The organism is Streptomyces bicolor (assembly GCF_000719285.1).
Classification (GTDB): domain Bacteria; phylum Actinomycetota; class Actinomycetes; order Streptomycetales; family Streptomycetaceae; genus Streptomyces; species Streptomyces bicolor.
The window spans coordinates 58468-80332 of sequence record NZ_JOFS01000006.1; the positions used below are offsets into that span (position 1 = coordinate 58468).

Sequence of the window (21865 nt, forward strand, 5' to 3'; positions counted from 1 at the left end):
CCATGGAACCGGCCCACCCACCGGAGAGCACGATGACCACCAGCCCGGAGCGGCGCTACGCGGACCGCCTCGAGGAGTTCTCGCACCGCCGCCCCTTCGCCGTCGACCTGGTACTGGCCGCGGCGCTGATGGGCTGCGCGACCCTCGGCAGCGAGCTCACGCTGCCCGGTGCCACCCCGCCGGACCAGGACAAGACCGCCTCCGTCCTCATGGGCGTGGCCTGCCTCGCCCTGCTGAAGCACCGCAGCCACCCACGCGCCGCCCTCATCGTGAACGCCGCCTGCACCGTGGCCGTGATCGCGCTGGGCTACCTGCTCACGCCGCTGCTGCTGGCCCCCGTCATGGCGGCCCTCTACTGGCTGGCCACCCAGACCGAGCGCAGGACCACCCGTGTCTACGGCCTCGCCACGATGCTGGCGGTGACCGTCGCGGCGGCGATCTCCGACTCCATGGAACAGGTGTCGGTGCTGCTCAGGACGATCGGCCCGTTCTTCTGGCTGCTGCTGCCGCTGGCCGCCGGCAACATGACCCGGTTGCGGCGCGCCTATCTGACGGCGGTGCAGGCCCGCGCCGAGCACGCCGAGCGCACCCGGGAGGAGGAGGCGCGGCTGCGCGTCACCGAGGAGCGGATGCGGATCGCCCGCGAGCTGCACGACGTCGTCGCCCACCACCTCGCCCTGGCCAACGCCCAGGCCGGTACGGCCGCCCACCTGGCGCTGACCAGCCCGGAGCAGACCAAGACGATCCTCACCGACCTGACCGGCACCACGTCCTCCGCGCTGCGCGAGCTGAAGGCCACGCTGGGGCTGCTGCGGCAGAACGGTGACCCGGACTCCGCCCCGCTGGAGCCGTCGCCCGGGCTCGCCCGGCTGCCGGAGCTGGTCTCGGCGTGCGCGTCCGCCGGACTCAAGGTCACGGTCACCACCGAGGGGGGGCCGCAGCCCCTCTCCCCCGGGGTCGACCTCACCGCGTTCCGGATCGTCCAGGAGGCGCTCACCAACGTCACCAAGCACGCCGCGACCCAGGCCGCGCATGTCCGGTTCGAGTACGCAGGTTCACGTCTGGTGATCACGGTCAGCAACGACGGCGCCGTGGTCCCGGTGCCGGTCGAGGCCGGCCGGAGCCAGGGCTTCGGCGTCATGGGCATGCGCGAACGCGCCCGCTCCGTCGGCGGCGAGCTGTGCGCCGGTCACCGCCCCGAGGGTGGCTTCGAGGTCACCACCGCACTGCCGCTCCAGCCGTACGGCGAGGGGGAGGCGACGCCGTGAGCAGCCGGCCTCAGAGACCGAACTCCTGGGGCGACAGGCCCAGCGTCGAGCAGGCCTCGCGCAGGACCTGCTCCTCGGCCGGGGCGATGTAGCCGTCCGCGCCCGCGACGACGAAGCCGGTCTGGACGACCGCCCTGGCCTCCGTCGGCTTCTTCGCCGCCTTGGCGATCTCCTGGAGGGCCTCCGTCTTGCCCTGCTGGAAGTTGTACGACAGCTGGTCGACGTGCTTGTTGAAGCGCTGGCGCAGCTGTTCGGACGGGAAGTTCTGCAGGACGTCGTTGTTCAGGATCAGCGACTCCACGTGCTGCCGCTCGGCCGGGTCGACATGCCCGTCGGCGGCGGCGACCAGGGCGCACATGGCCATGCTGGCGTCGCGGTAGGCACCGCTCTTCAGCTCCGTCTTGAGGGAGGTGAGCTGGGACTTGAGCGCGCTCACCAGCTGCGCCTTCGAGCCCCCGGAGGATCCCGCACCCGGCCGGCCGTGCCCGCCGGCGCCGTGTCCGCCCGCGCCGCGCATGCCCTGTGCCTGCTGCTGCAGACCCTTGGCCTGGTCCTTGATCCGATCCCACATCGCCATCCGTGCCACCTCGGCTTCAGCCCACGTCGTTCCGGTCACCGGCGCGTGTTCCGCGCGTCCCTCTGACAACTCCCCCCTACCCCACGAAGTTCCCGGCCGATCACGGGCGCCTCAGCCGTACAGGGCGACCCGCGGAGCCACCGTGCCCTCGGCCTCCGGATCGACGACGGTCAGCCGGTACACCTGCGTGAGGGTCTCACCCGAGTGCAGCGGGCGCCGGGCGGTCGTGAGGTCGGTGAACAGCGCGCCCGACTGGGTGCCGAGCTGCACGGGCTTCCAGCAGCCGTGCGCGGTGCGCCGCTCGAGCTTGACGTCCGCCGGGTCCTGGAACGGGCCCGCGTCCGGCGACGTCACGAGGAGCTGTGGGGCGACCGTGCGGTCGGCGCGGGAGTCGTTGCGGTAGATCACCGTGAACTCGTGCGGCTCGTCGTCGGCCGGGAGGGCGCTCGTGGGCAGGTCCACGAAGCCGGTCGGGATCGCGGGGGCCAGCTCCTGCGCGCCCGTGGACGCCGCCGCGACGGGCTGCTGCGTGGCCGCCATGGCGGGGCCCGCCGTGGCCAGGCCGCAGAGCGCCACGACGAGTGCCACGGAGGCGATCCTGAGACGACTGTTCTTCAACGACACGTTCGCTGTTCCCTCTGGAGAGTTCGCTCGGGTGAACTGGGCTTCGCAGGCAGCCTAAGTGCCGGACGGGGGCGGGCGGATCGGCCGAACGGCCGAGGCGGACGTACCGCAGCAGTTGCAGCCGTCGCAGCCGTCAAGCAGCCGTTGCGATGGCTCACCGACCGGGGCGCCCCCGGCGTCGCACCTCTACATGCCGGGGGCCCGGAAGGCGACCTGTCGGCGGGTGGCCTCGTCGATCTCGGCGAGGGTGAGGAGCGGGGTGGCCCGGGTGCGGAGGGCGCCGCCGGCCTTGACCCTGAGGCTGATGGCGGCCATGGAGACGGCGTCGGGGAAGTCGATGATGCACACGAGGTCGTCCTCGCCGAAGGCGAAGTACATCGCCTCGACCTCGCCGCCGAGGTCGGCGACGACCTGGTCGACGGCAGCGCGACGCCCACTCGCGCCCTCCTCGAGCAGCCCCTTGGTGCCCTCGGGCGTGTAGCTCGCCTGGATGAGGAACTTCGGCATCGGGAGCTCCCTGCCCCTCGCTGGTCCGGTACGCGAGATGCCCTTCCCGCTGTTCCGCCGGCCGCCACCCACCGCATGGCCGGATTCACCCGTTGGCAGCCCGAAGAGGCTGTCAGCCGTGGGCTCCGGAATCCGTCACTGGCCCACCCGTCCGTCGACGCACTCGCGCAGCAGGTCGGCGTGCCCGCAGTGACGGGCGTACTCCTCGATCCTGTGCACCCACAGCTCGCGCACCGCGAAGCCGTCCTTGCCCAGCCGCTCGTCCAGGTCCGGGTGCTCGGCCAGCGCGGCGTCGGTCGCCGCCTGCTCGCGCTCCAGATCGGCGTACGCGGCGTCGACCACGGCCTGCTGGGCGACGGCTCCGTCGAAGTCCCCGTCGGGTCCGCCGTACAGCTGTGGCAGCGGCTCGCCGTCGGTGATCCAGTTGTGCCAGTCCCGTTCCACCTCGGCGAGGTGCCGGATCAGGCCGAGCAACGACATCGTCGACGGCGGGACCGACCGCCGGGCCAGCTGCTCGGCGTCCAGGCCCTCGCACTTCATCCGCAGGGTCATGCGGTAGTTGGTCAGGAAGTCCTGCAGTGTGCCCAGTTCGCCGTCCGGACTGACTCCGTCGCTGTTGCGGGGGTCGTCGTCCGGGTCGACCCACATGTCGGGGTAGACGGTCGCCTGGCTCCATCGTGCGGGTCGGTCGGTCATGCGCTCCATGCTGGTCCTTGACAGCCCGGGCCCGCCAGTGGGTTTGCGGCCGGACGAACGGCCAGGCGGTGACGCCGTGTTCGTACGCCGTCGGCAACCGGCCGCCGGGTCGTATCAGCCGATGGTGGGGTAGGCGGTACTTCGGTCCGGGGTGATCTTTGGGCCGGGCGTGATCGAGCGGTACGCCCACCGCAGCCGCCGCTACGGCGCCGTCCCGCGCGTCCCCGCCCAGCTCGGCCCACTGGGCTGAGCGGACGGGGAGCAGCGGATCAGTGAGCCGCACCGACGGGCGGGCCGGGGAAGGGGCGGGTGAAGTCGATCTCCTTCGCCGTGACGATCCGGGCGCCCATGTTGCGCCGCATCATCTCCAGGGCGGCGGACGCCAGATGGGGATGGATGCAGGCGACCGCGTCCTCGGGCACCGTCACCTCCAGGTGGCGGATGTGCGCGTCCAGGGCGGAGTAGAGGACGCACTGCTCGGTGACCTGGCCGGTCAGCACCACGTGTCCGACGCCGAGGCGCCACAGGAGGTAGGACAGCGGGGTCTCGTAGAAGACGGAATGGCGGGCCTTCACCACGAAGAGCGACTCGTCGTCGGGGCGTATCGGCTCGATCAGGTCGGCGTGCGGGCGGGCCAGCGCGGTGTCCACGAGTTCTCCGTGATGGGAGCGCCAGACACCGAAGTTGTCGTTCGCGTAGATCACCGGTACGTCCGCCCCGCGGGCCCGGTCGATCAGTTCCGCCAGGACCGGGACGACGCGTCGGGCGGACGGCAGGAGCAGGTCGGCGTCCTCGTGGTCGTAGGTGTTGATCATGTCGATCACGACGAGAGCCGGCCCCCTCGGTCCGCTCCGCCGGTTCATGGCCCTCGCCGTCCCTCCAGGGCTCTCAGGCACGCAGTCGCGGCAGGATCTTCGTGCGGTAGAAGTCGAAGAAGCCCTGCTGGTCCTTGCCGATCTGGCTGACGTACACCGTGTCGAACCCCGCGTCGACGAACGCGGACAGGGCCTCGATGTGCTCGTCCGGATCGTCACCGCACGGCACCGCGGACGCCACCTGGTCCTCCGTGACCAGCCCGGACGCCTGCTCGAAGTGGGCGGGGGTGGGCAGGATCTGGGCCAGTTCCCCGGGCAGTTGCTCGTTCGCCCACAGGCGGTGCGCGGTGCGCCGGGCCTCCTGCCGGTCGCTGCCCCAGCACACCTTGGGTCCTCCGTAGACCGGCTTGGTGGTGCCGCCGGCGCGACGGAAGCGCTCGACCAGGGTGGTGTCGGGCATCGTCGTGATCAGTCCGTCGCCGATGCGTGCCGCGACCTCGGCGGCCTGCGGGCCGAAGGCGGAGACATCGATGTGCACCGGCTCGTCGGGCAGGGTGTAGAGGCGGGCGTTCTCCACGGTGTAGTGCTTGCCGTGGTGGCTGATCTGTTCGCCGGTGAACAGCTTCCGCATGACCTGGAGCGCCTCCTCCAGCATTTCCAGGCGTACGGACGCCTCGGGCCAGTGGGTGCCCAGGATGTGCTCGTTGAGGGCCTCGCCGGTGCCGACGCCCAGCCGGAACCGGCCGCCCAGCTGCACGGCGGCGGTGGCGGCCGCCTGGGCGATCACCGCGGGGTGGGTACGCAGGATGGGGCAGGTCACGGCCGTCTCCACGGGCAGCGAGACGGCCTGGGACAGGGCGCCGATCACCGTCCACACGAACGGACTCTGGCCCTGGTCGTCGTTCCACGGGTGGTAGTGGTCCGAGATCCAGAGTGAGTCGAAGCCCGCCTGCTCGGCCATGCGGGCCTGATCGACGAGTTCTGCCGGGCCGTGTTCCTCGGACGACAGGAAGTATCCGAAGTCGGGCATCGCGTTCTCCCAGGTGCGGCGCGTGGTGAGGGTTCCGGGGACGCGCCGCCGAGTACCCATGGGTCCGGGCGGCCTAACAAGGGGCGGGTGTCGCGCCGGGGCGGTTCGGCGTTCGGCCTCGGCGGGGAACCGGTCGCCACCAGGGTGTCACCGTTCGGCCCTGGTGGGGGGCCGGTAGCAGCCCCGCTCAGCTCTCCGCGACGACCCGTACGGTGGTCAGGCGCCGGTCTGCCGCGTCCGGCAGGAACATTCCGGCCTCGACCCCTGTGACCAGGTACTTCAGTACCGGCTCGGTCAGCCGTTCGCCGGGCAGGACCACGGGGATGCCGGGCGGGTAGGGGGTGATCATCTCGGCGGCGATCCGGCCGGCGGCTTCGGCGGCGGGGACCTTCGCGTGCCGCGCGAAATAGGCGTCCCGGGGAAGGACGACCTGGTCCGTCCGCAGGTCGGCCGGGGAAGGGACGGCGACTTCGGGGGCGTCGCGCAGTTCGGCGGCGTGGGCGGACAGCTCGCGCAGGGCCGTGAGCAGCCGGGCCGTGGTCCGCTCGTCGTCGGCGTGGGTGAGCTGGGTGCTGATGCGCCGGTGGTCGAACAGGTGGGCGTCGATGTGATGGTGGGCCCGCAGCCAGTCGCCCGCCCGGTAGCCGCTGGTGCCGAGGCCGCCGACGTCCATGACGACCGGGAGCGGGTCGAGGCCGGCGGCGAGGCCCGGGCCGCAGAAGTCCTCGGCGTCGTTGACGTGGAAGCCGTCGATCGCCTCGATGGCCGAGCGGGTACGGGCCGCCAACTCCAGGGTGCGGCCGATGAGTTCGGTCCCCTGCTCGACCATCTGCCGGCGCCAGGCGTCGATGCCCGCGTAGATCAGTACGTTGGGGCTGGTCGTGCCCAGGAGGTCGGCCCGTGAGGCGAGTTCGGCGGGGTCGACGAGGTCGCCCTGGAGGTGGAAGACCGAGCCCTGCTCCAGGCCGCTGCCCATCTTGTGGATGCTGGTGACGCACAGGTCGGCGCCGGCGTCCATGGCCCACGTCGGAAGGTCCTCGTGGAAGGGCAGGTGCGCCCCCCATGCCTCGTCCACGACGAGCGGTTTGCCGCGCCGGTGACAGACCTCGGCGAGGCCGGCGAGGTCGGCCGTGGCCCCGTACGGCGTGGGGCTGGTGACGAGGGCCCCGTCGGCGTCCGGATGCTCCCTGAACGCCCTCTCGTAGGCGGCTGTGGAGGGGGGATGCGCGAGGTGCCGGGCGGCGTCCCACTGGGGCTCCACCCACACCGGGTCGACACCGGACAGGATGAGCCCGGCGACGACCGACTTGTGCGCGTCGCGCCCGACGAGGAGCCGGTGGCCGGGGCGGGTCACCGCCAGCATGGCGGCCTTCACGGACAGGGAACTGCCGCACGTCGAGAAGAAGGTGTGGTCCGCGTGCACGGCGTCGGCCATGAGGTCCTCGGCCCTCGTCAGGACCCGGCTCCTCGCGAGCCGGTCGTCCAGGCCGCCGTTCGCCAGTACGTCGCCGAGGAAGACGGCGTCGCCCAGGACCGCGCGGGCGCGCGGGTCCGCGCCGCGCGCCTGTTTGTGACCCGGCGGCGTGAACCCCAGCTCCTCCAAGCTCTGATACCGGGCGAGCGCCTCCAGGACCGGCGCCTCGGCGTGGTTCGCTCCCATGCGGGGCGGGTTCCCCGGAGCGGGGCCGGCATGCGGGCCGGTCTCGGGGGCGGGGACGGGGATGGGGAAGGGGCTTGGGGCGCGGCTTGGGGCCGGGCGCGGACGAGGGCGTGGCCACGCGAAGTGGTCGTGCCGCGACCGCTGTTCCGAGCTCGGCACTCGGCGGCACTCAGGGGCGCTCGACCCCGCAGCCGCCCCGCGAGCGCCGTGGGCGGGCGTCCCCTGCGCCCCGGTGTCCCGCGTCCGGCGGTCGCGCGGCCCTCAGGGCGCGGACGAGGGCGTGGCCACGCGAAGTGGCCGTGCAGGAAGCGCCGTTCCGTCCACGCCCCGCCGCACGTCGACGTGGCTCTCCAGGTCGGCCCACCAGTCGGCCCCGTCCTCCAGGTAGCGCAGGAGGATGCCCTCGCGGAGGGCCCAGGGGCAGACCATGAGGGATTTCACGCCGCTGAGTTTCATCGCGGAGTGCCCGACGATCGCTCCCGCCAGGCTCTGCCGGGCCCGCGGGGCGGAGATGCCGGGCAACTCGGCTCGCTCGGCGACGGACAGGGCGGCCAGCCGGTCGATCGCCCGGCGCAGGTCGCGTCGGCGCAGGACCCGGTCGACGAACGGGCCGTGCCGCCCCGGAGCGGCGCCGCACAACCGCCCCAGCTGCTGCAGCGTGCGGGAGGTGGCGACGGCGGTGTGCGGATGCTCCCAGCGGATGCGGGCGGAGACGTCCCGCAGTTGATGGCGGACCTTGCGGCGCAGCGCGGCCATCTCGGCGGGCGCCGGAGGGTCGGTCGAGCCGAAGAACTCGTTGGTGAGCCGGTTGGCGCCGAGCGGGAGGGAGGCCGCGAACTCCGGTGTCCTGCCACGGCCGAAGGCCACTTCGAGGGAGCCGCCGCCGATGTCGAACAGGGCCAGCGGGCCCGCGCGCCAGCCCATCCAGCGCCGGGCACCCAGGAACGTCAGCCGGGCCTCCGCCTCGCCCGGCAGCACGCGCAGCCGCAGGCCGGTCCGGCTGTGCACCGCGCTCAGGACGTCCGCCCGGTCGGGCGCGTCGCGCACCACGGACGTCGCGAACGCGAGCGGTTCCGGCGCGTCCCATTCCCTTGCCATCTCGGCCGCCGCGTTCAGTGCCTTGACCAGACGGTCGGTGGCCGTTTCCCCGAGGCAGCCGTCGCTGCCGACCTGTTCGGACAGGCGCAGCTTCCACTTCGCGGTGTGCACCGGAAGCGGAACCCCGTCCCCCACGTCGCACACGGCAAGCCGGACTGTGTTGGAACCGGTGTCGAGCACGCTGATTCTCACGGAGTCCGGAGTACCCGGGGCGACGCGTTTGAAGCCTCGCCCGCTCCCGGGCGCCCCCCGCGCAGCGCCGTGCCGCCCTTGTGCCAGGCGCCGAGCAGCCGGTCCGCCAAGCGGTCCTCGAGACGGGTGGTGGCGCGGATCCCGAACACCACGTCGGCCTCCAGGCGCGGTTCGCTCTCCAGCAGCCCGCCGACGACATCGTGCCGTACGACCTGCTCGTGCACGGCGTCCGCCGCCACGTGCTCGGCGTAGAACCGTACGGCCGCCGGGCCCGCGCCCACGCGGCTCAGGGCCTCGGCGAGACGACGCGAAGCCGGCGACGAGGTCACCTCTACGGCGGCGAAGTGCCCGACGAGCGCCCCGCGCAGCGCTCGGTGCAGCCCGAACAGGGACATCAGGTTGACGGTTGCCAGCGCCTCGGCGTGCGCCGCGTCGACATAGTGCCCGTACGCCGTGTTCAGCCCGAGGTCCGCCATGAGGTCGGCGAACAGCTGGGCGTGGATCTCGTCGGCGCGGCCGGCGCCGAACTCGTCGAACTCCACGGCGACCATGGCCGCCTTGGCCCGCCCGTGCAGTCGGGGCAGGACCCAGGCGTGCGGGTCCGCCTCCTTGAGGTGGTAGAGGGAACGCAGCGCGACGTACTCACGCAGCTGGTCGAGGTCGCCCTCGTCGCGCAGGAAGTGCGAGACGCCGCCGGAGCCGTCCACCGGCTCGACCTGGAGCTTGTCCAGCGCCCGCCGGGCCGTGTCGGTGCCGGCGACCGGCACGTCCTCGCGCAGCGCGCCCAGGAAGCGGTCCTCGATCGCCCCGCGCAGTGCCAGCAGCCCGGCGTCCCACTCGAGTTCGTCGGGTACGCCCTGGAAGCCCTGGTAGTGCAGCTCGTAGAGGACGTAAAGGCAGAGGTGCAGATCGTCGCCGTACGGCGAACAGCGCGCCGGGGGCGGGGGGTTGCCGGGGTCCGAGCCCCGCAGCAGGGCCGTCACGGCGGCGGAGAGCGGACCGCGGGGCTCGGGCAGCGGCGGTGGGCGGCGCCGCGACGGCAGGCGGGTGCCGTTCATCCGGCCTCGCCTTCGCAGCGCCGCCTGTCGCGGCGCCGGTGGCTGGTGTCGCACCAGGGGAAGATGCGGCTTCGGCGGCAGGTGCAGACGGCCACGGTGAAGCGCCGGGAGACCGTCACTTCGCCGTCCTCGCCGACCACTTCGACCGGTCCCTCGATGAGCAGGGGCCCGTCGCGCTGGACGCGGATCCGGCGGGGGCGTTCAGATGCGTTCGGCACGGATCACCACCAGCTCCTCCGTCGTCCCGTCGGCCGGCAGCCCCTGCTCGCGCAGCCAGGCGAGCCGTGAGCGCAGTACGTGGCCGAAGGGCAGCAGGGTCCGGTCGACGACCTCGGCGTGCAGACCGGCCCGCGCCAGTCGGTTCAGCGTGGCGCCGATGCCGCACAGATGCGAGTGCACGATCAGGAGCGTTCCCGTCGGCCGCAGGAACGCGGGCGCGGTGTCGCAGATGCGGTCGATCAGCAGGCGCCCGTCGGTTCCGGCGTCCCAGGACCTGGCCCGGCCCCTGGGCGGCCCGGGACCCGGGGCGGGCACGTAGGGCGGGTTGGCGATCACCAGGTCGAAGCGCCGACCGGGCACGGCCGTCGCCAGGTCGCCGTGGCGCACGCGCAGGCTCTGGCCGTTGAGGAGGGCGTTCAGCCGGGCGGCGGCGATGGCCCGCCAGGAGATGTCGACCGCGGTGACCCGTCCGCCGAGGCTGGCCGCCTCCACCGCGAGAATGCCGCTGCCGGTTCCCAGGTCCAGTACGTCCGTCTGAGACGTGACCCCCTCGCGGCGCATCGCCCGGCCCAGGAGCCGGGTGTCGGTCTGCGGGGGATACACGCCGCGGGGCACCCAGCAGCGCAGCCGCGGGGTGGCGGTGAGGGCGTCGGCGTTCATGGATGCGTTCTCCCGTCCGGGTACCTGCGGCGGCCTGGGCCGGCGTGTACTCAGTCCTCGCCCCGGACGATGTTCGACTCGGCGCCCGTGCGGGCCGGGCGTGCGGCACCGCCGCTTTCCTCCACGGCGGCGAGACACGTACGGATGGGCTTGCCACGCAGGTGACGGGCCTTCGTCCAGCCGGTCTCCGGTACCTTCAGGGCTTCCCTCTTGGCAGTCCGCGCGATCACGGCGCTTCAACTTCTCTCTGCATCGGAAACACTCAGCCCGCCGGGGCTGGTGGGCATCACGTCCAAGGGACCGGATCCGGGCGGGGAGCCGGACCGCGATCCCGTTGACGCCGCCCACCGGGTTCCCGTCGTCCGCGGTCATGAAACGACGGCTCGCTCACAGCTCGCGCTTCTTCAACGGCCGTAGCGCGGGACCCTGCAGGATGCGGCCGTCCGGGGCGAACCGGGAGCCGTGGCACGGGCACTCCCACGCCTGTTCGGCGCGGTTGAAGGCCACGATGCAGCCGAGATGGGTACAGCGGGCCGAGACCGCCCGGAGCTCCCCGTTCTCGTCGCGGTGCACGGCGTACTGCCCGGTGCCCACCCGCACCACGGCGCCGTCGCCGGGGGCGATGTCCTCCGGCGCGGGCCCGGTCAGCGGCGGTATCCGGTCGCCGACGAAGTGCCGGGCCACCTGCGCCTGATGCTTCAGGAAGGTCCCTCCCTCGCGGACCACGGAGGCCAGTCGCCGGGGATCGTAGAGGCCGCTCCACTCGACCGGGCGCCCGGTGACGAGGTCGCAGAGCAGACGGCCCGCCATGATGCCGCCGCTCATGCCCCAGCCGCCGAACCCGGTCGCCACGTACGTGTGTCGGCTGCCGGGGTGGAGCGGGCCGACCAGCGGGACGGAGTCGGTGGAGTCGTTGTCCTGGGTGGCCCAGCGGTGGGTGAAGGTGACTTGCGGGAACTGGGCCGTGGCCCAGGCGGACAGCCGGCCGAACCGTTCCTCGACGTCGGCGGTGCCGGGGGTGAAGTGCTCCCCGGTGACGATCAGCAGACGCTTGCCCTCGCCCAGGGGCGCCGTGCGGACGGAGCGGGTGGACCGCTCGGGGGTGATGTACATGTCGCGAGGCGCGCCCTCGGCGTCGACGACCCCGGCCACGACCAGCTCACGGCGCGGGGACAGCCGGGTGAAGAGCAGGGCCCGGTCGAAGACGGGATAGTGCGTGGCGATCACCACGTGCCCGGCGCGCACCGACACCCCCGCGTCGGTCGTCAGCACACAGGGCTCGCTCTCGGCGAGGCCGACGACCCGGGTGCCCTCGTACACCGAGCCGCCGCGCCGGCGCAGGTCGTCCGCGAGCGCCAGCAGGTACTTGCGGGGATGGAACTGGGCCTGCCCGCTCACCCGCACCGCCCCGGCGACCGGGAAGGGCAGCTCCGTCTCCGTGACGAACTCGGCCGGCAGGCCGGCCTCACGTGCCGCCTCGGCCTCCGCTAGCAACTCTCCTTCGCGCCGTGGGTTCTCCGCGTAGGTGAAGGCCGCCGCCTCCTCCCAGTCGCAGTCGATGTCCAGCTCCTCCACGATCCCGGCGGCGTGCCGGATCGCGGCGTTCTGCGAGCGGGCGTACAGCCGGGCGCCCGCCGCTCCGCGGGTGCGGCGCAGGTGGTCGTAGACCAGGGTGTGCTGGGCGGTGAGCTTGGCCGTCGTGTGCCCGGTGACGCCGGCGGCGAGGCGTCCCGCCTCCAGGACGGCCACCTCGCGGCCCCGCCGTACCAGTTCCCAGGCTGTGCTGAGTCCCGCGATGCCGCCGCCGACCACGGCGACGTCGACGGTGAGGTCACCGGGCGGTGGGGGCATGGGTTCGCCGGGCGGCGCGGTGTCGAGCCAGTAGGACCCTCGCAGCTGTGTCGTGGCGTTCATGGCCGCCGAGTGCCCCCCACGGTGACATGCCACGCGGACCGAGCGGGCCCGGGTCTTTCACGTCGGATTTCCCGGGTACCCGATGCCACGCACAAGCGCGGGAGGCCGAGCCGCCCACCGCGGCCGGCCCCGGCCAAGAGCTGACCAGGGAGGAACGATGAGCACGGTCAAGGAATCGGTCGACGTGGAGGTCCCGCTCCGCAGGGCGTACGACCAGTGGACCCAGTTCGAGGACTTCCCGTCCTTCATGGAAGGCGTCGACGAGGTCAGGCAGCTCGACGACCGGCACAACCACTGGACCACCAGCATCGGTGGGGTGCGGCGCGAGTTCGACACGGAGATCGTCGACCAGCTGGCGGACGACCGGATCACCTGGCGGACCATCGGTGGAGACACCCAGCAGCGCGGCTCGGTCCGGTTCGAGGAGCTGGACGAGACCCACACGCGGGTGGAGCTCACGATGGATGTGGAGCCGACCGGTGTCGCCGAGAAGGGCGCGGACGCGCTGAACGTGATCGACCGGCGGGTGAAGGGGGACCTGCGGCGCTTCAAGGACTACGTCGAGAGCGGCGGCGGCCAGAGCGGCGGCTGGCGCGGACGTATCCGGCCGGAGGACCCCGGCACCACCCTCTGACGGCTCCACCCGCGCCCTCACACCGACGTGAGCGGACACCCCGGCCGGGCCCACGCCCTGGAGCGGGCCCGGCCGGGAAGCGCGCCTTGGGGTGGAGCGGGCCGGCCCCGGAAAGGGGCGCTCAGTCGTCGTCTTCGTCGAGGAGGCAGGCCGGCTGAAAGTCCGTCGGCTGCCCTTCCGGGGCAACCGTGGCCCTCGGCCATGGACGGTCGGACGCTAGGATCCGGACCATGGCCCTCACCCTGAGCGACGTGGACCGGTTCGAGGCATCGAGGCCCCGCCTGGCGGCCATCGCCTACCGCCTGCTCGGTTCCGCGAGCGAGGCCGAGGACGTTGTGCAGGAGACGTTCCTGCGCTGGCAGGCCGCCGACGTCGACCGCGTCGAGGTGCCCGAGGCCTGGCTGACGAAGGTGCTCACCAACCTGTGCCTCAACCAGCTCACTTCGGCCCGCGCGCGGCGCGAGACCTACGTGGGCCAGTGGCTCCCCGAACCGCTGCTCGCCGGGGACCCGATGCTCGGCCCGGCCGACACCGCCGAACAGCGCGAGTCGGTCTCGTACGCGGTCCTCGCCGTACTGGAGCGGCTCTCCCCGAACGAGCGGGCGGTGTACGTGCTGCGGGAGGCCTTCGACTACCCGCACCGGGAGATCGCCGAGATCCTCGACCTCACCGAGGCCGCCAGCCAGCAGATCTTTCACCGCGCCAAGAAGCACGTCGCCGCCGGCAAGGCCCGCACCGAGGTCGACGAGGCCGCCGCCCGGCGGATCGTCGAGGAGTTCCTCGCGGCCGCCACCAGCGGCCGTACCGAGCCCCTCGTACGGCTGCTGACCCAGGACGCCGTCTCGATCGGCGACGGCGGCGGCAAGGTCCCGGCCCGCGCCAAGGCGTTCGAAGGCGCCCTCGCGGTGGCGAAGTTCATGCGGGGCCTGTTCAAGCCGAGCGAGGCCAAGCGCGCCCTGGCCGGCGGCTCGCCCGCGGTCTACGCCACGACCGCCAACGGCGAACCGGCCATCGTGGCGGTCCTCGACGGCCGGGTCATCGGCGTCATGTGCCTGGAGGTGACCGCCGAGGGCATCGCCGGGTTCCGCAACCAGGTCAACCCCGACAAGCTCGACCGCGCGACCGAGCGGTGGGCGGCCATGGACCACGGGGAACCGCTGCTGCTCAACGCCTTCTGAGCACCGCCTTCCGCGCATGTGACGTGCTTCACATTCCATTCCTGTCAGGAAACGGCGGGCTGCCCGGTTCAGGTGGCGAATCCGCTCAAGATCCGCCCAAGACAGGAGTACGGACATGCAGCACCGCATCGTCGTCCTCGGAGCCGGCTACACCGGGGTCACCGCCGCCGGCCGCCTCGCCAGGCGGCTGCACCGCGCGGACGTCACCATCACCCTCGTCAACGCCGAACCCGACTTCGTCGAGCGCGTACGGATGCACCAGCTCGCGGTCGGCCAGGACCTCAGGCCCCGGCCCTTCGGCGAGATGTTCGCGGGCACGGGCGTCGAGTTGAAGCTCGCGAAGGTCACCGGCGTGGACGTCGACCGCAAGACCGTCGCCGTCCTCGACGGCAAGGGCGCCGAGGAGCTCACGTACGACACGCTCGTCTACGCCCTCGGCAGCGGCTGGAACGACCACGGCGTCCCCGGCACCGCCGAGCACGCCCACGAGATCGCCTCCCGCCCCGGAGCCCTCCGGCTGCGTGAGCGGCTGGCCCGGCTGGACGCCGGACAGGCCGTGGTCGTGGTCGGCGGCGGTCTCACCGGTCTGGAGGCCGCCACCGAGATCGCCGAGGCCCGCCCGGACCTCGACGTCGCCCTCGCCGCCCGCGGCGCCCTCGGCGACTGGCTCTCGCCCAAGGGCACCCGGCACCTGCGGAAGGTCTTCGCCGGGCTCGGCATCACCGTGCACGAGCACGCCGCGGTCACCGAGGTGGCGGCCGACCACGTCACCACCGCCGACGGCACGACGATCCCGGCCGCGGTCACCGTCTGGACCACCGGCTTCGCCGTCCATCCGATCGCGCGGGCCACCGCCCTGGAGGTCACCGACACCGGCCAGATCGTGGTCGACGCGACCATGCGCTCGGTCTCCCACCCGGACGTGTACGCCATCGGCGACGCGGCCATGGCCATGGGCGCCGGCGACAAGCCGCTGCGGATGTCCTGCGCCTCCGGCGGCTTCACCGCGTGGCAGGCCGCCGAGGCCATCACGGCACGTCTGACCGGCGGAAAGCTCCCGAACGTGCCGCTGCGCTACTTCAACCAGTGCATCTCGCTGGGCCGCAAGGAAGGCCTGATCCAGTACGTCACCGCCGACGACCGCGCCGTCCGGGCGGCCCTGACGGGACGGCTCGCCGCCGTCTACAAGGAACTGGTCTGCAAGGGCGCCGCCTGGGGCGTCGCCAACCCCACATTCGGGATGCCCACTCGACGCCGCCGCGTCGTACGGGAGCCGGGCCAGGTGGCCTCGGCGGTCAAGGCACCGGCCTGAACCACACCGGAACGGGCGCCCTCGCCGGGTGGGCGAGGGCGTCGGTGGCGGGTGACCGGTCGGCCGCCCCCGCTCTTCCTCCCCTGCTGTCCGCAGCAGGCGAGGTCGGAGGTGGTGCGGAGGATGCCGGTTCCCGGCCTCGCCCTCCCTCAGCCCTCCACGCCCGTGGCGCCGTGCGCCGCCCCCACCGGTTTCGACTCCGGGGAGCCCCGCTGCCGCAGGTAGATCGACAACACGGCCATCGAGGCCACGGCGAGCAGCTCGGACTGCCAGTTCTGCAGGGTGCGGTTCCAGAAATCCGCCGAGCCGAGGTAGTCGGCCCAGCTCAGCGGGGCCTGCAACTGCCGTAGCCGCTGTTCGTTGTGGGCGGCCACGCCGGTGATCGACTGGACGAGCCAGGACAGCAGGAAGACCGTCCCCATGAACAGCAGCAGCGAGTTCGAGTACACCGCCCGCCGCCATCCCCCGGCCTTGGCCCACTTGGGCGAGCTGTCCTTGGCGTACGGGCCGACCATCTGCTCCTCGTCGGACTCGGTGCCGCCCTTGTGCATCTCCTTCGACTCCGGGGAGCCGCGCTGCAGCAGCCAGACGGTCACGCCGACGTACAGGAAGAACTGCAGATACTCCGACTGCCAGTTCTCGGACACGTCGACGGCGAAGTCGGACGTGGTGAGGTATTCGCCGAACGAGATCTGCTGGAGCCCGTCCGTGGCCAGCTGGTTGTTGAAGTCCGCGTGGCCCGCGATCGCCTGCCCGAACAGGGCCAGCAGGAAGCTGACGGTGAAGAACAGCCCGAGTCCGTTGTCCCGCAGGAAACCCCGCAGGCCACGGTGGCTGGGCGGGGTGGTCCGGGACGAGTGCTCGGTCATCGGTGCATCAGCCCCAGGGCCGCCAGATAGGCGAGACCGACCGCGATGATCGCGATGATGACGGTGAACATGATCCTCACGCGTCACCCGCCCTTGATCCGGCACTCGTACGGCTCCTGCGGCCGCGGCTCGCAGTCGGCGGCCACGACCTTCCAGCCGGAGGCGAAGCGGGAGAGGAACAGGGTGTCGGTGGAGAGCACCGCCCGCGCCTGGTTCCCGTACACGTCCGTCCGCCGCACCGCGCCGCCCGGCACCGGCGACTGCGCACGCAGTGCCTCCTCGCAGGGGCTGCCGGCGGAACCCTCCAGCTCCTCCACGGTGCCCGGCGCGAGTACGGCGCACACCCGGTCGTACGCCTCCGCGCCCAGCGCGGCCTGGAACGCGGCCGCGGCGTCGCGCACGTCGTCCCGCCGCTCCGCCGGGGTGGCGCACCCGCCGACGCCGCCGACGGCCAGCAGGAGGCACACCGCCACACCGCACGCTCGCCCGGCCATCGATCCACCTCCGATCGAAGTACACCGCGACGAGCCCCGAGCGAGCGGCTACCGCGCCCCAGCATTCCCTCACCCGGCCGACTGACCGGCGGACTGACCGGACGCGCGCTGCGCCGTGACCCGTCCCGGAGGCACCATGTTCTGAGGGGGCTGCGGCCGACTCGCCGAGCGCGTGGATCTTCGCGTGAGAGGACGTACCCCATGCCTGAGCTGCCGGACGTCGAGGGGTTCCGGAGAGTGCTCGAGTCCTGCGCGAAGGGCAGAGTCATCCAGCGCGTCGACGTGCGCGACACCGGCGTACTGCGCGAGGTGAGCACAAGGCGGCTGCGGGACGCGCTGGAGGGCCGGCGTTTCACCCAGCCGGAGCGGCACGGGAAGTGGCTGCTCGCCCGCACCGGCGGCCCCACCCTCATGCTGCACTTCGGCATGACCGGCCAACTGGTCTGCGGCCGTCCCGGCGACGAGGTCGAGGCGCACGACCGCGTCCTGTTCACCCTGGCCCGTGACCGTCAGCTCCGCTTCCGCGACCAGCGCAAGCTGCAGGGACTCTGGCTGGCCGACGACGAGTCGGAGGTGGCACGGCTGCTGGGCCGGCAGGGACCCGACGCCATGGCGGTGGACCGGGCGGAGTTCCAGGCCGTGCTCTCCGTCCGCCGCGGCAGCGTCAAAGCGGCCCTCATCGACCAGTCGGTGCTGGCCGGGCTCGGCAACCTCCTGGCCGACGAGATCCTGTGGCGGGCGGGGCTGCGCCCCACGAGCCGGTCGAGCGATCTCACCGACGCCGACTGCCGCCGCCTGTACACGCACATGCGCCGCACCCTGCGCTCCGCGGTCACCGCCGGCTGCGTCCCGCCGCGGGACTCCTGGCTCACCGGTCACCGCGACGACCCCGTCCCCACCTGCCCGCGCTGCGGAAACTCCCTGCGCCGGTCCCGGGTGGCAGGCCGTGGCACGGTGTGGTGCCCGCGGTGCCAGTAGCCCCACCGACAGCCCCACCAACAGCCCTGCCACCTGCGCAGTCATCGGCATGTCATCGATATTTGATCAGCCGTACCTAGCGTCTGATCCGTCCTTGTCGGGCACGTCCACAACCCCAGGGGGATCAGGCACATGTCGAAGACGAGCAGGATGGCACGGGCGGTTCGCGGTGCGGCGGTGGCGGTGGCGCTGACGGCGGGGGCCGTCGTCGCGTCCCCGTCCGCCGCGCACGCGGCCGAGCCGGACCACTACTACATCCAGATCGGCGGCACCGGCGCCACACCGCCCGCGCCCCACTGCACCTACTCCTACGACGCCGCGAACGCGGCCCTCCAACTCGGCGACCGCGCCATCAAGGTGTGCTACCCGGCGAGCGCCGGCCCGTTCATCGGCCCCACCGGCTCGATCGTCGACGACAAGCTGCAGCTCCACCCGGAGGCCCTCACCGCGCCGAACTACGACTCCAGCGTGCAGCAGGGCTACCGAGAGGCGTTGCGGGTGGCACAGGAGACCCACCGCGCCCACCCGGACGCGACCCTCACGATCACCGGCTACTCCCAGGGCGCACAGGTCGCCGACGAGGTCCTCCAGACGATCGCCAACGGCGGCACCGACATCCCGCGCTCGCAGGTCAACGGCGTGCTCTACGCCGACCCCATGCAGCCCGGCACCGGATTCACGGCCCAGATCCCGAGGGGCTGGGGCGTGCCCGGGTTCACCTCGCCCGGCGCCGGTCCGACCGAGTTCAACGGCATTCCGGTCACCCGGTACTGCATCAAGGGCGACCCGGTGTGCGACGCGTCCCTCGTGAACGCGCCCGGCTACTTCACCCTGCACCCGAAGTACCCGGAGGCGGGCAACGTCATCGCCCAGACCCTGGGCGACGCCGGCGGCGACGGGATCCGGTGGAGGAACGCCGACGGGAGCCCTGCGTAGGGCTCCTGACGGACGGGGGACACAGGACGGGGGACGGGGGTCGGACGGGGGTGGGGACCGGTGGCCGAGGACTACGCGTCGTCGGCCACCGCCTGCCCCCGTCGGCGCCCGAGTTCGTCCAGCACCCGGGAGATCCTCGCCCGGTTGGCGTCGGCATCCGGCAGCACGGTGCCCCGCTCGAAGAAGTCCCGCGCCCCCGCCAGGTCTTCCGCCACGGCCCCGTTCCAGAGCAGCCGGTGGCGTGTCGCGATCTCCGACTCGGTACCGGTCTGCTCCTCCAGCACCGAGTGCGCACGGCGGTGGAGTTCGGCCGCCGCCTCCGGGTTGCCCAGCCTCGCCTCGGCCGTGGACATCCTGCCGAGGACCGCCGAGTACAGGGGGACATCGCCGAGGCGCCCGGCCAGGTTCTCCGCCTTGCGGAGGGTGCCGACCGCCTCGGCGGGCCGGTCGAGGTCGAGTTGGAGACCGCCGAGGCGGAGCAGGGTCTTGCCGAGGAGCCTGGGGCTGCCCGTCCGCTCGGCGAGGGCGATCGCCTCCAGGTAGCGGTCGTACGCCTTGTCGTACTCGCCGAGTTGGTGGTGGATGTCGCCGACGCGGGTCGCGATCGAGCCCGTGAGCCAGTCGTCGTGCGTCAACTCGCCTGCCAGGCGGGCGACTTCCGCGAAATGCGTCATGGACTCGGCTATCCGCCCCTCCAGATTGGCGAACGTCCCGAGACCGGCCGCCGCCATGGCCTGCTCATGCGGGTCGCCGGCCCGGCGACTGATGTCCAGCGCCTGCGTGAACCACGTGCGGGCCTGCCGGTAGCGGCCCTGCAGCCCGTACATGATGCCCATGCCCGTGCGCAGCGCGGAGTCCATGCGCCGGTCGGTGGCCTCGCCGACCATCGGCAGCAGCATCTCCAGCGCCGTACGGCACTCGTGGAACCGGCCCTGCCGGGTGAGGTAGTCGACCAGGCCCTCGGCGAGCCGGCAGGCGTCGTCCAGATGGCCCACGGCCACGGCCTGGCCGATCACGTCGATCAGTTCACCGCCCGCCGCGTCCAGCCAGGTCGTGGCCTCCTCCCAGTCCACGAAGGGTCCGCTGTCCCGTGGGTCGGCCGGGGAGGCCGACATGCCCCACTCGCCGGCACTGCGGGCGGCGGCCACGTACAGCCGGAACACACCGCTGCGGGCCGCCGCGACCTCGTCGGGCGAGGCGGCGGCGACGCGGCGGGCGTAGGCCGCCACCAGGTCGTGCAACCGGTAGCGGTCGGCGGTCACACGCTGCACCAGACTCGCGTCGGCCAGACTCTCCAGGGAGCGCTCGGCTTCGGGGGGCGTCCGGTCGAGCAGGGCGGCCAGCGTGAGCCTGTCCAGCCGCACGGTGGGCGACAGGCCCAGGGCGCGGAAGGCACGCTGCTCGGCGGCCGGGAGCTGCTCGTAGGAGACGCGGAACGCGGCCTCGACGCTGCGGTCCTCCACCGAGAGCTCGTCGAGTCGGCGCTCGTCGTCGGTCAGTCGCGCCACCAGGGCTTCCACCGCCCACGGCGGCCGGTCCTGTATCCGCGCCCCGACGATGCGCAACGCCAGCGGAAGCCGGTCGCACAGCGTCGCCAGTTCGCGTACGGCCGCACGCTCACGGCCGGATCCCTCGCGGCCTCCCTCGTCGCCGACGATACGGGTCAGCAGGCCGGCCGCCTCGTCGATGTCGAGGGGGGCGAGCGAGACCCTGCGGTGCGCGTCCAACCCGGTCAGGCGCCGGCGGCTGGTCACCAGCACCATGCTGCCGGCGCCGGCGGGCAGCAGCGGCCGGACCTGCTCGGCGCGCGGGGGGTCGTCGAGTACGAGCAGCAGGCGAACGGAGGCGGTCGCCGCCCGCCACGACGCGGCCAGTTCGTCCAGGTCCTCGGAGTCCTCCCCCTCGCCGGCACCCACCGCCCGCAGCAGTCTGCGCAGTACGCGTTGCCGCCCCACCGTCTCCCGGTCCTCGCGGTGCCCGTGCAGTTCCACGAACAGGCAGCCGTCGGGGTACCGCTCCCGCAGCACCCGCGCCGCGCGCACCACCAGGGCCGTCTTCCCGACCCCTGCCATGCCGTCCACCGCCCGTACGGTGACCACGCGCGCGTCGGCGGGCGCGACGAGCAGTCCGAGCTCGCGGTCGCGGCCCATGAAGTCGCCGATTTCCACGGGCAGTTCATGGCGTATGCAGTGCTTGCGGGGAGCCGGCGGATGCGAGGGCGCGTTCGCGTGCGGGTTCGGGTTCGGGTTCGGGTTTGGGTGTCGTCGTGCCGTCCCGTCCCGATGCCGTACGTCGGCCCCGGGCGGGAACGTGGCGTCGCCCCGCAGTACCGCCTCGTGCGCCCGGCGCAGTTCGGCGCCGGGCTCCACCCCTTGCTCGTCCACCAGACGGCGCCGGAACGCGGCGTAGACCTCCAGCGCGTCGGCCTGCCGGTTGCCGGCGTGCAGGGCGCGCATCAGCAGGGCGGCCAGCGCCTCGTTGTAGGGGTGGGCGGTCGTCAGGGAGAACAGTTCGCCCACGGCGTCGGCGTGCCGCCCCGACCGGAGCCGGCAGTCCAGCTTCTCCTGCACCAGTACGAGCCGGCGCTCCGTCAGCCGCAGCCGCTCGCCTTCCGCGAAGGGCCCGGGGATCCCGGCCAGTGGCTCGCCGCGGAACAGTTCCAGGGCCGCGGACCACGCGTCCACCGCGGCGTCCAGGTCCCCGGAATCCCTGGCCGACCGCCCCTCGGCGGCGAACTCCTCGCATCGGTCCAGGTCCACCCACGCGCTTCCCGGGGCGAAGCGATAGCCGCCGGGAACGGTTTCGATCACGGAAGCCGCCGAGCCCTTCACGGGTGCGTCCAGGCGCCGGCGTAATCGGTGCACATAGACCGGAACCACTTTGTCGCCCGTCCCCGGGGGCTCCGAACCCCACACCCCGTCGAGCAGTTGCCGTCGGCTGACCGTCCTGCCCGGCCGAAGCAGCAAGGCGGCCAGGAGAGCCTGTTCACGAACCGGCCCCGGCTCCAGACTCGTGTCCCCGTGCCAGGCCTGCAGCGGCCCGAGCAGAGCGAACCGAAATCGCTCATTCGCTTCCGTGCATAACTCGCGCATGATCGGCACCCGGGGAGCCTACGAGGGATTGCGTCCGTCCGCCCGTCCACCTGC

At 72.7% G+C, this 21865-nt stretch carries 22 protein-coding genes; 6 read left to right on the top strand and 16 right to left on the bottom strand.

Annotated features, from left to right (window positions below):
• Window positions 1-32: 32 nt before the first annotated feature.
• On the top strand, window positions 33-1268 hold the full coding sequence (locus IF78_RS0109095) for a sensor histidine kinase (protein WP_031483061.1): 1236 nt from the start codon (window positions 33-35) through the stop codon (window positions 1266-1268).
• A gap of 10 nt (window positions 1269-1278) precedes the next feature.
• Here IF78_RS0109095 and IF78_RS0109100 read toward each other — a convergent pair whose 3' ends face one another.
• From IF78_RS0109100 to IF78_RS0109160, 13 genes are all read right to left on the bottom strand, one after another.
• Window positions 1279-1845 carry a tellurite resistance TerB family protein gene (locus IF78_RS0109100; protein WP_031483059.1) on the bottom strand — a complete coding sequence of 189 codons (567 nt, stop codon included), beginning with the start codon at window positions 1843-1845 and terminating at the stop codon, window positions 1279-1281.
• A 111-nt stretch (window positions 1846-1956) separates the two neighbouring features.
• Window positions 1957-2433, bottom strand: a complete 477-nt coding sequence (locus tag IF78_RS0109105; RefSeq protein ID WP_324617276.1) for a signal peptide protein — start codon at window positions 2431-2433, stop codon at window positions 1957-1959.
• A 222-nt stretch (window positions 2434-2655) separates the two neighbouring features.
• The gene (locus tag IF78_RS0109110) at window positions 2656-2976 is read right to left on the bottom strand and encodes a GYD domain-containing protein (protein WP_031483055.1); all 321 of its coding nucleotides are present in this window, start codon (window positions 2974-2976) and stop codon (window positions 2656-2658) included.
• 135 nt (window positions 2977-3111) lie between these two features.
• The gene (locus tag IF78_RS0109115; RefSeq protein ID WP_031483054.1) at window positions 3112-3681 is read right to left on the bottom strand and encodes a DinB family protein; all 570 of its coding nucleotides are present in this window, start codon (window positions 3679-3681) and stop codon (window positions 3112-3114) included.
• A 260-nt stretch (window positions 3682-3941) separates the two neighbouring features.
• The gene (locus IF78_RS0109120; protein WP_031483051.1) at window positions 3942-4535 is read right to left on the bottom strand and encodes a cysteine hydrolase family protein; all 594 of its coding nucleotides are present in this window, start codon (window positions 4533-4535) and stop codon (window positions 3942-3944) included.
• Window positions 4536-4560: 25 nt separating this feature from the next.
• Window positions 4561-5517, bottom strand: coding sequence for a TIGR03557 family F420-dependent LLM class oxidoreductase (locus tag IF78_RS0109125; RefSeq protein WP_031483049.1), 957 nt, complete (start codon window positions 5515-5517; stop codon window positions 4561-4563).
• 187 nt (window positions 5518-5704) lie between these two features.
• Entirely contained in the window at window positions 5705-7177 is a 1473-nt protein-coding gene (locus IF78_RS0109130; protein WP_031483047.1) for an aminotransferase class I/II-fold pyridoxal phosphate-dependent enzyme, read from the bottom strand.
• A 261-nt stretch (window positions 7178-7438) separates the two neighbouring features.
• Window positions 7439-8467, bottom strand: a complete 1029-nt coding sequence (locus IF78_RS0109135) for a Ppx/GppA family phosphatase (RefSeq protein ID WP_031483045.1) — start codon at window positions 8465-8467, stop codon at window positions 7439-7441.
• On the bottom strand, window positions 8464-9525 hold the full coding sequence (locus IF78_RS0109140) for an iron-containing redox enzyme family protein (protein ID WP_031483044.1): 1062 nt from the start codon (window positions 9523-9525) through the stop codon (window positions 8464-8466). Before IF78_RS0109140 ends, IF78_RS0109135 begins: the two co-directional genes overlap by 4 nt.
• Window positions 9522-9743, bottom strand: a complete 222-nt coding sequence (locus tag IF78_RS0109145) for a CDGSH iron-sulfur domain-containing protein (RefSeq protein WP_031483041.1) — start codon at window positions 9741-9743, stop codon at window positions 9522-9524. Before IF78_RS0109145 ends, IF78_RS0109140 begins: the two co-directional genes overlap by 4 nt.
• Window positions 9727-10404: a HemK2/MTQ2 family protein methyltransferase gene (locus IF78_RS0109150; RefSeq protein WP_031483039.1), complete on the bottom strand. Its 678-nt coding sequence runs from the start codon at window positions 10402-10404 to the stop codon at window positions 9727-9729. Before IF78_RS0109150 ends, IF78_RS0109145 begins: the two co-directional genes overlap by 17 nt.
• A 50-nt stretch (window positions 10405-10454) precedes the next feature.
• Complete coding sequence (locus IF78_RS0109155) at window positions 10455-10634, bottom strand: hypothetical protein (RefSeq protein WP_031483037.1); 180 nt, start codon at window positions 10632-10634, stop codon at window positions 10455-10457.
• A gap of 157 nt (window positions 10635-10791) precedes the next feature.
• Window positions 10792-12318, bottom strand: coding sequence for an FAD-dependent oxidoreductase (locus IF78_RS0109160; RefSeq protein WP_031483035.1), 1527 nt, complete (start codon window positions 12316-12318; stop codon window positions 10792-10794).
• 157 nt (window positions 12319-12475) lie between these two features.
• On the opposite strand from IF78_RS0109160, the gene IF78_RS0109165 reads away from it, so the two are divergent.
• The 3 genes from IF78_RS0109165 to IF78_RS0109180 all read left to right on the top strand — a co-directional run bounded on the left by IF78_RS0109165 (window position 12476) and on the right by IF78_RS0109180 (window position 15442).
• A complete protein-coding gene (locus IF78_RS0109165; protein WP_031483033.1) occupies window positions 12476-12952 on the top strand; it encodes an SRPBCC family protein in 477 nt (158 codons plus the stop codon).
• A 230-nt stretch (window positions 12953-13182) separates the two neighbouring features.
• Window positions 13183-14130 carry an RNA polymerase sigma-70 factor gene (locus IF78_RS0109175; protein WP_031483031.1) on the top strand — a complete coding sequence of 316 codons (948 nt, stop codon included), beginning with the start codon at window positions 13183-13185 and terminating at the stop codon, window positions 14128-14130.
• Window positions 14131-14245: 115 nt separating this feature from the next.
• Entirely contained in the window at window positions 14246-15442 is a 1197-nt protein-coding gene (locus IF78_RS0109180; protein ID WP_031483029.1) for an NAD(P)/FAD-dependent oxidoreductase, read from the top strand.
• 149 nt (window positions 15443-15591) lie between these two features.
• Here IF78_RS0109180 and IF78_RS0109185 read toward each other — a convergent pair whose 3' ends face one another.
• Both IF78_RS0109185 and IF78_RS0109195 read right to left on the bottom strand, forming a co-directional pair.
• Complete coding sequence (locus tag IF78_RS0109185) at window positions 15592-16311, bottom strand: DUF6766 family protein (protein WP_051827607.1); 720 nt, start codon at window positions 16309-16311, stop codon at window positions 15592-15594.
• A gap of 83 nt (window positions 16312-16394) precedes the next feature.
• On the bottom strand, window positions 16395-16805 hold the full coding sequence (locus IF78_RS0109195) for a hypothetical protein (RefSeq protein ID WP_031483025.1): 411 nt from the start codon (window positions 16803-16805) through the stop codon (window positions 16395-16397).
• Between the two features lie 201 nt (window positions 16806-17006).
• On the opposite strand from IF78_RS0109195, the gene IF78_RS0109200 reads away from it, so the two are divergent.
• Window positions 17007-17783 (top strand): Fpg/Nei family DNA glycosylase, encoded by a 777-nt coding sequence (locus IF78_RS0109200; RefSeq protein ID WP_031483023.1) that lies wholly within the window; start codon window positions 17007-17009, stop codon window positions 17781-17783.
• A gap of 132 nt (window positions 17784-17915) precedes the next feature.
• Window positions 17916-18719, top strand: coding sequence for a cutinase family protein (locus IF78_RS0109205; protein WP_031483021.1), 804 nt, complete (start codon window positions 17916-17918; stop codon window positions 18717-18719).
• Between the two features lie 71 nt (window positions 18720-18790).
• Here the strand turns inward: IF78_RS0109205 and IF78_RS0109210 are convergent, their stop codons facing one another.
• Window positions 18791-21811, bottom strand: a complete 3021-nt coding sequence (locus IF78_RS0109210; protein ID WP_031498115.1) for an AfsR/SARP family transcriptional regulator — start codon at window positions 21809-21811, stop codon at window positions 18791-18793.
• Window positions 21812-21865: the final 54 nt, after the last annotated feature.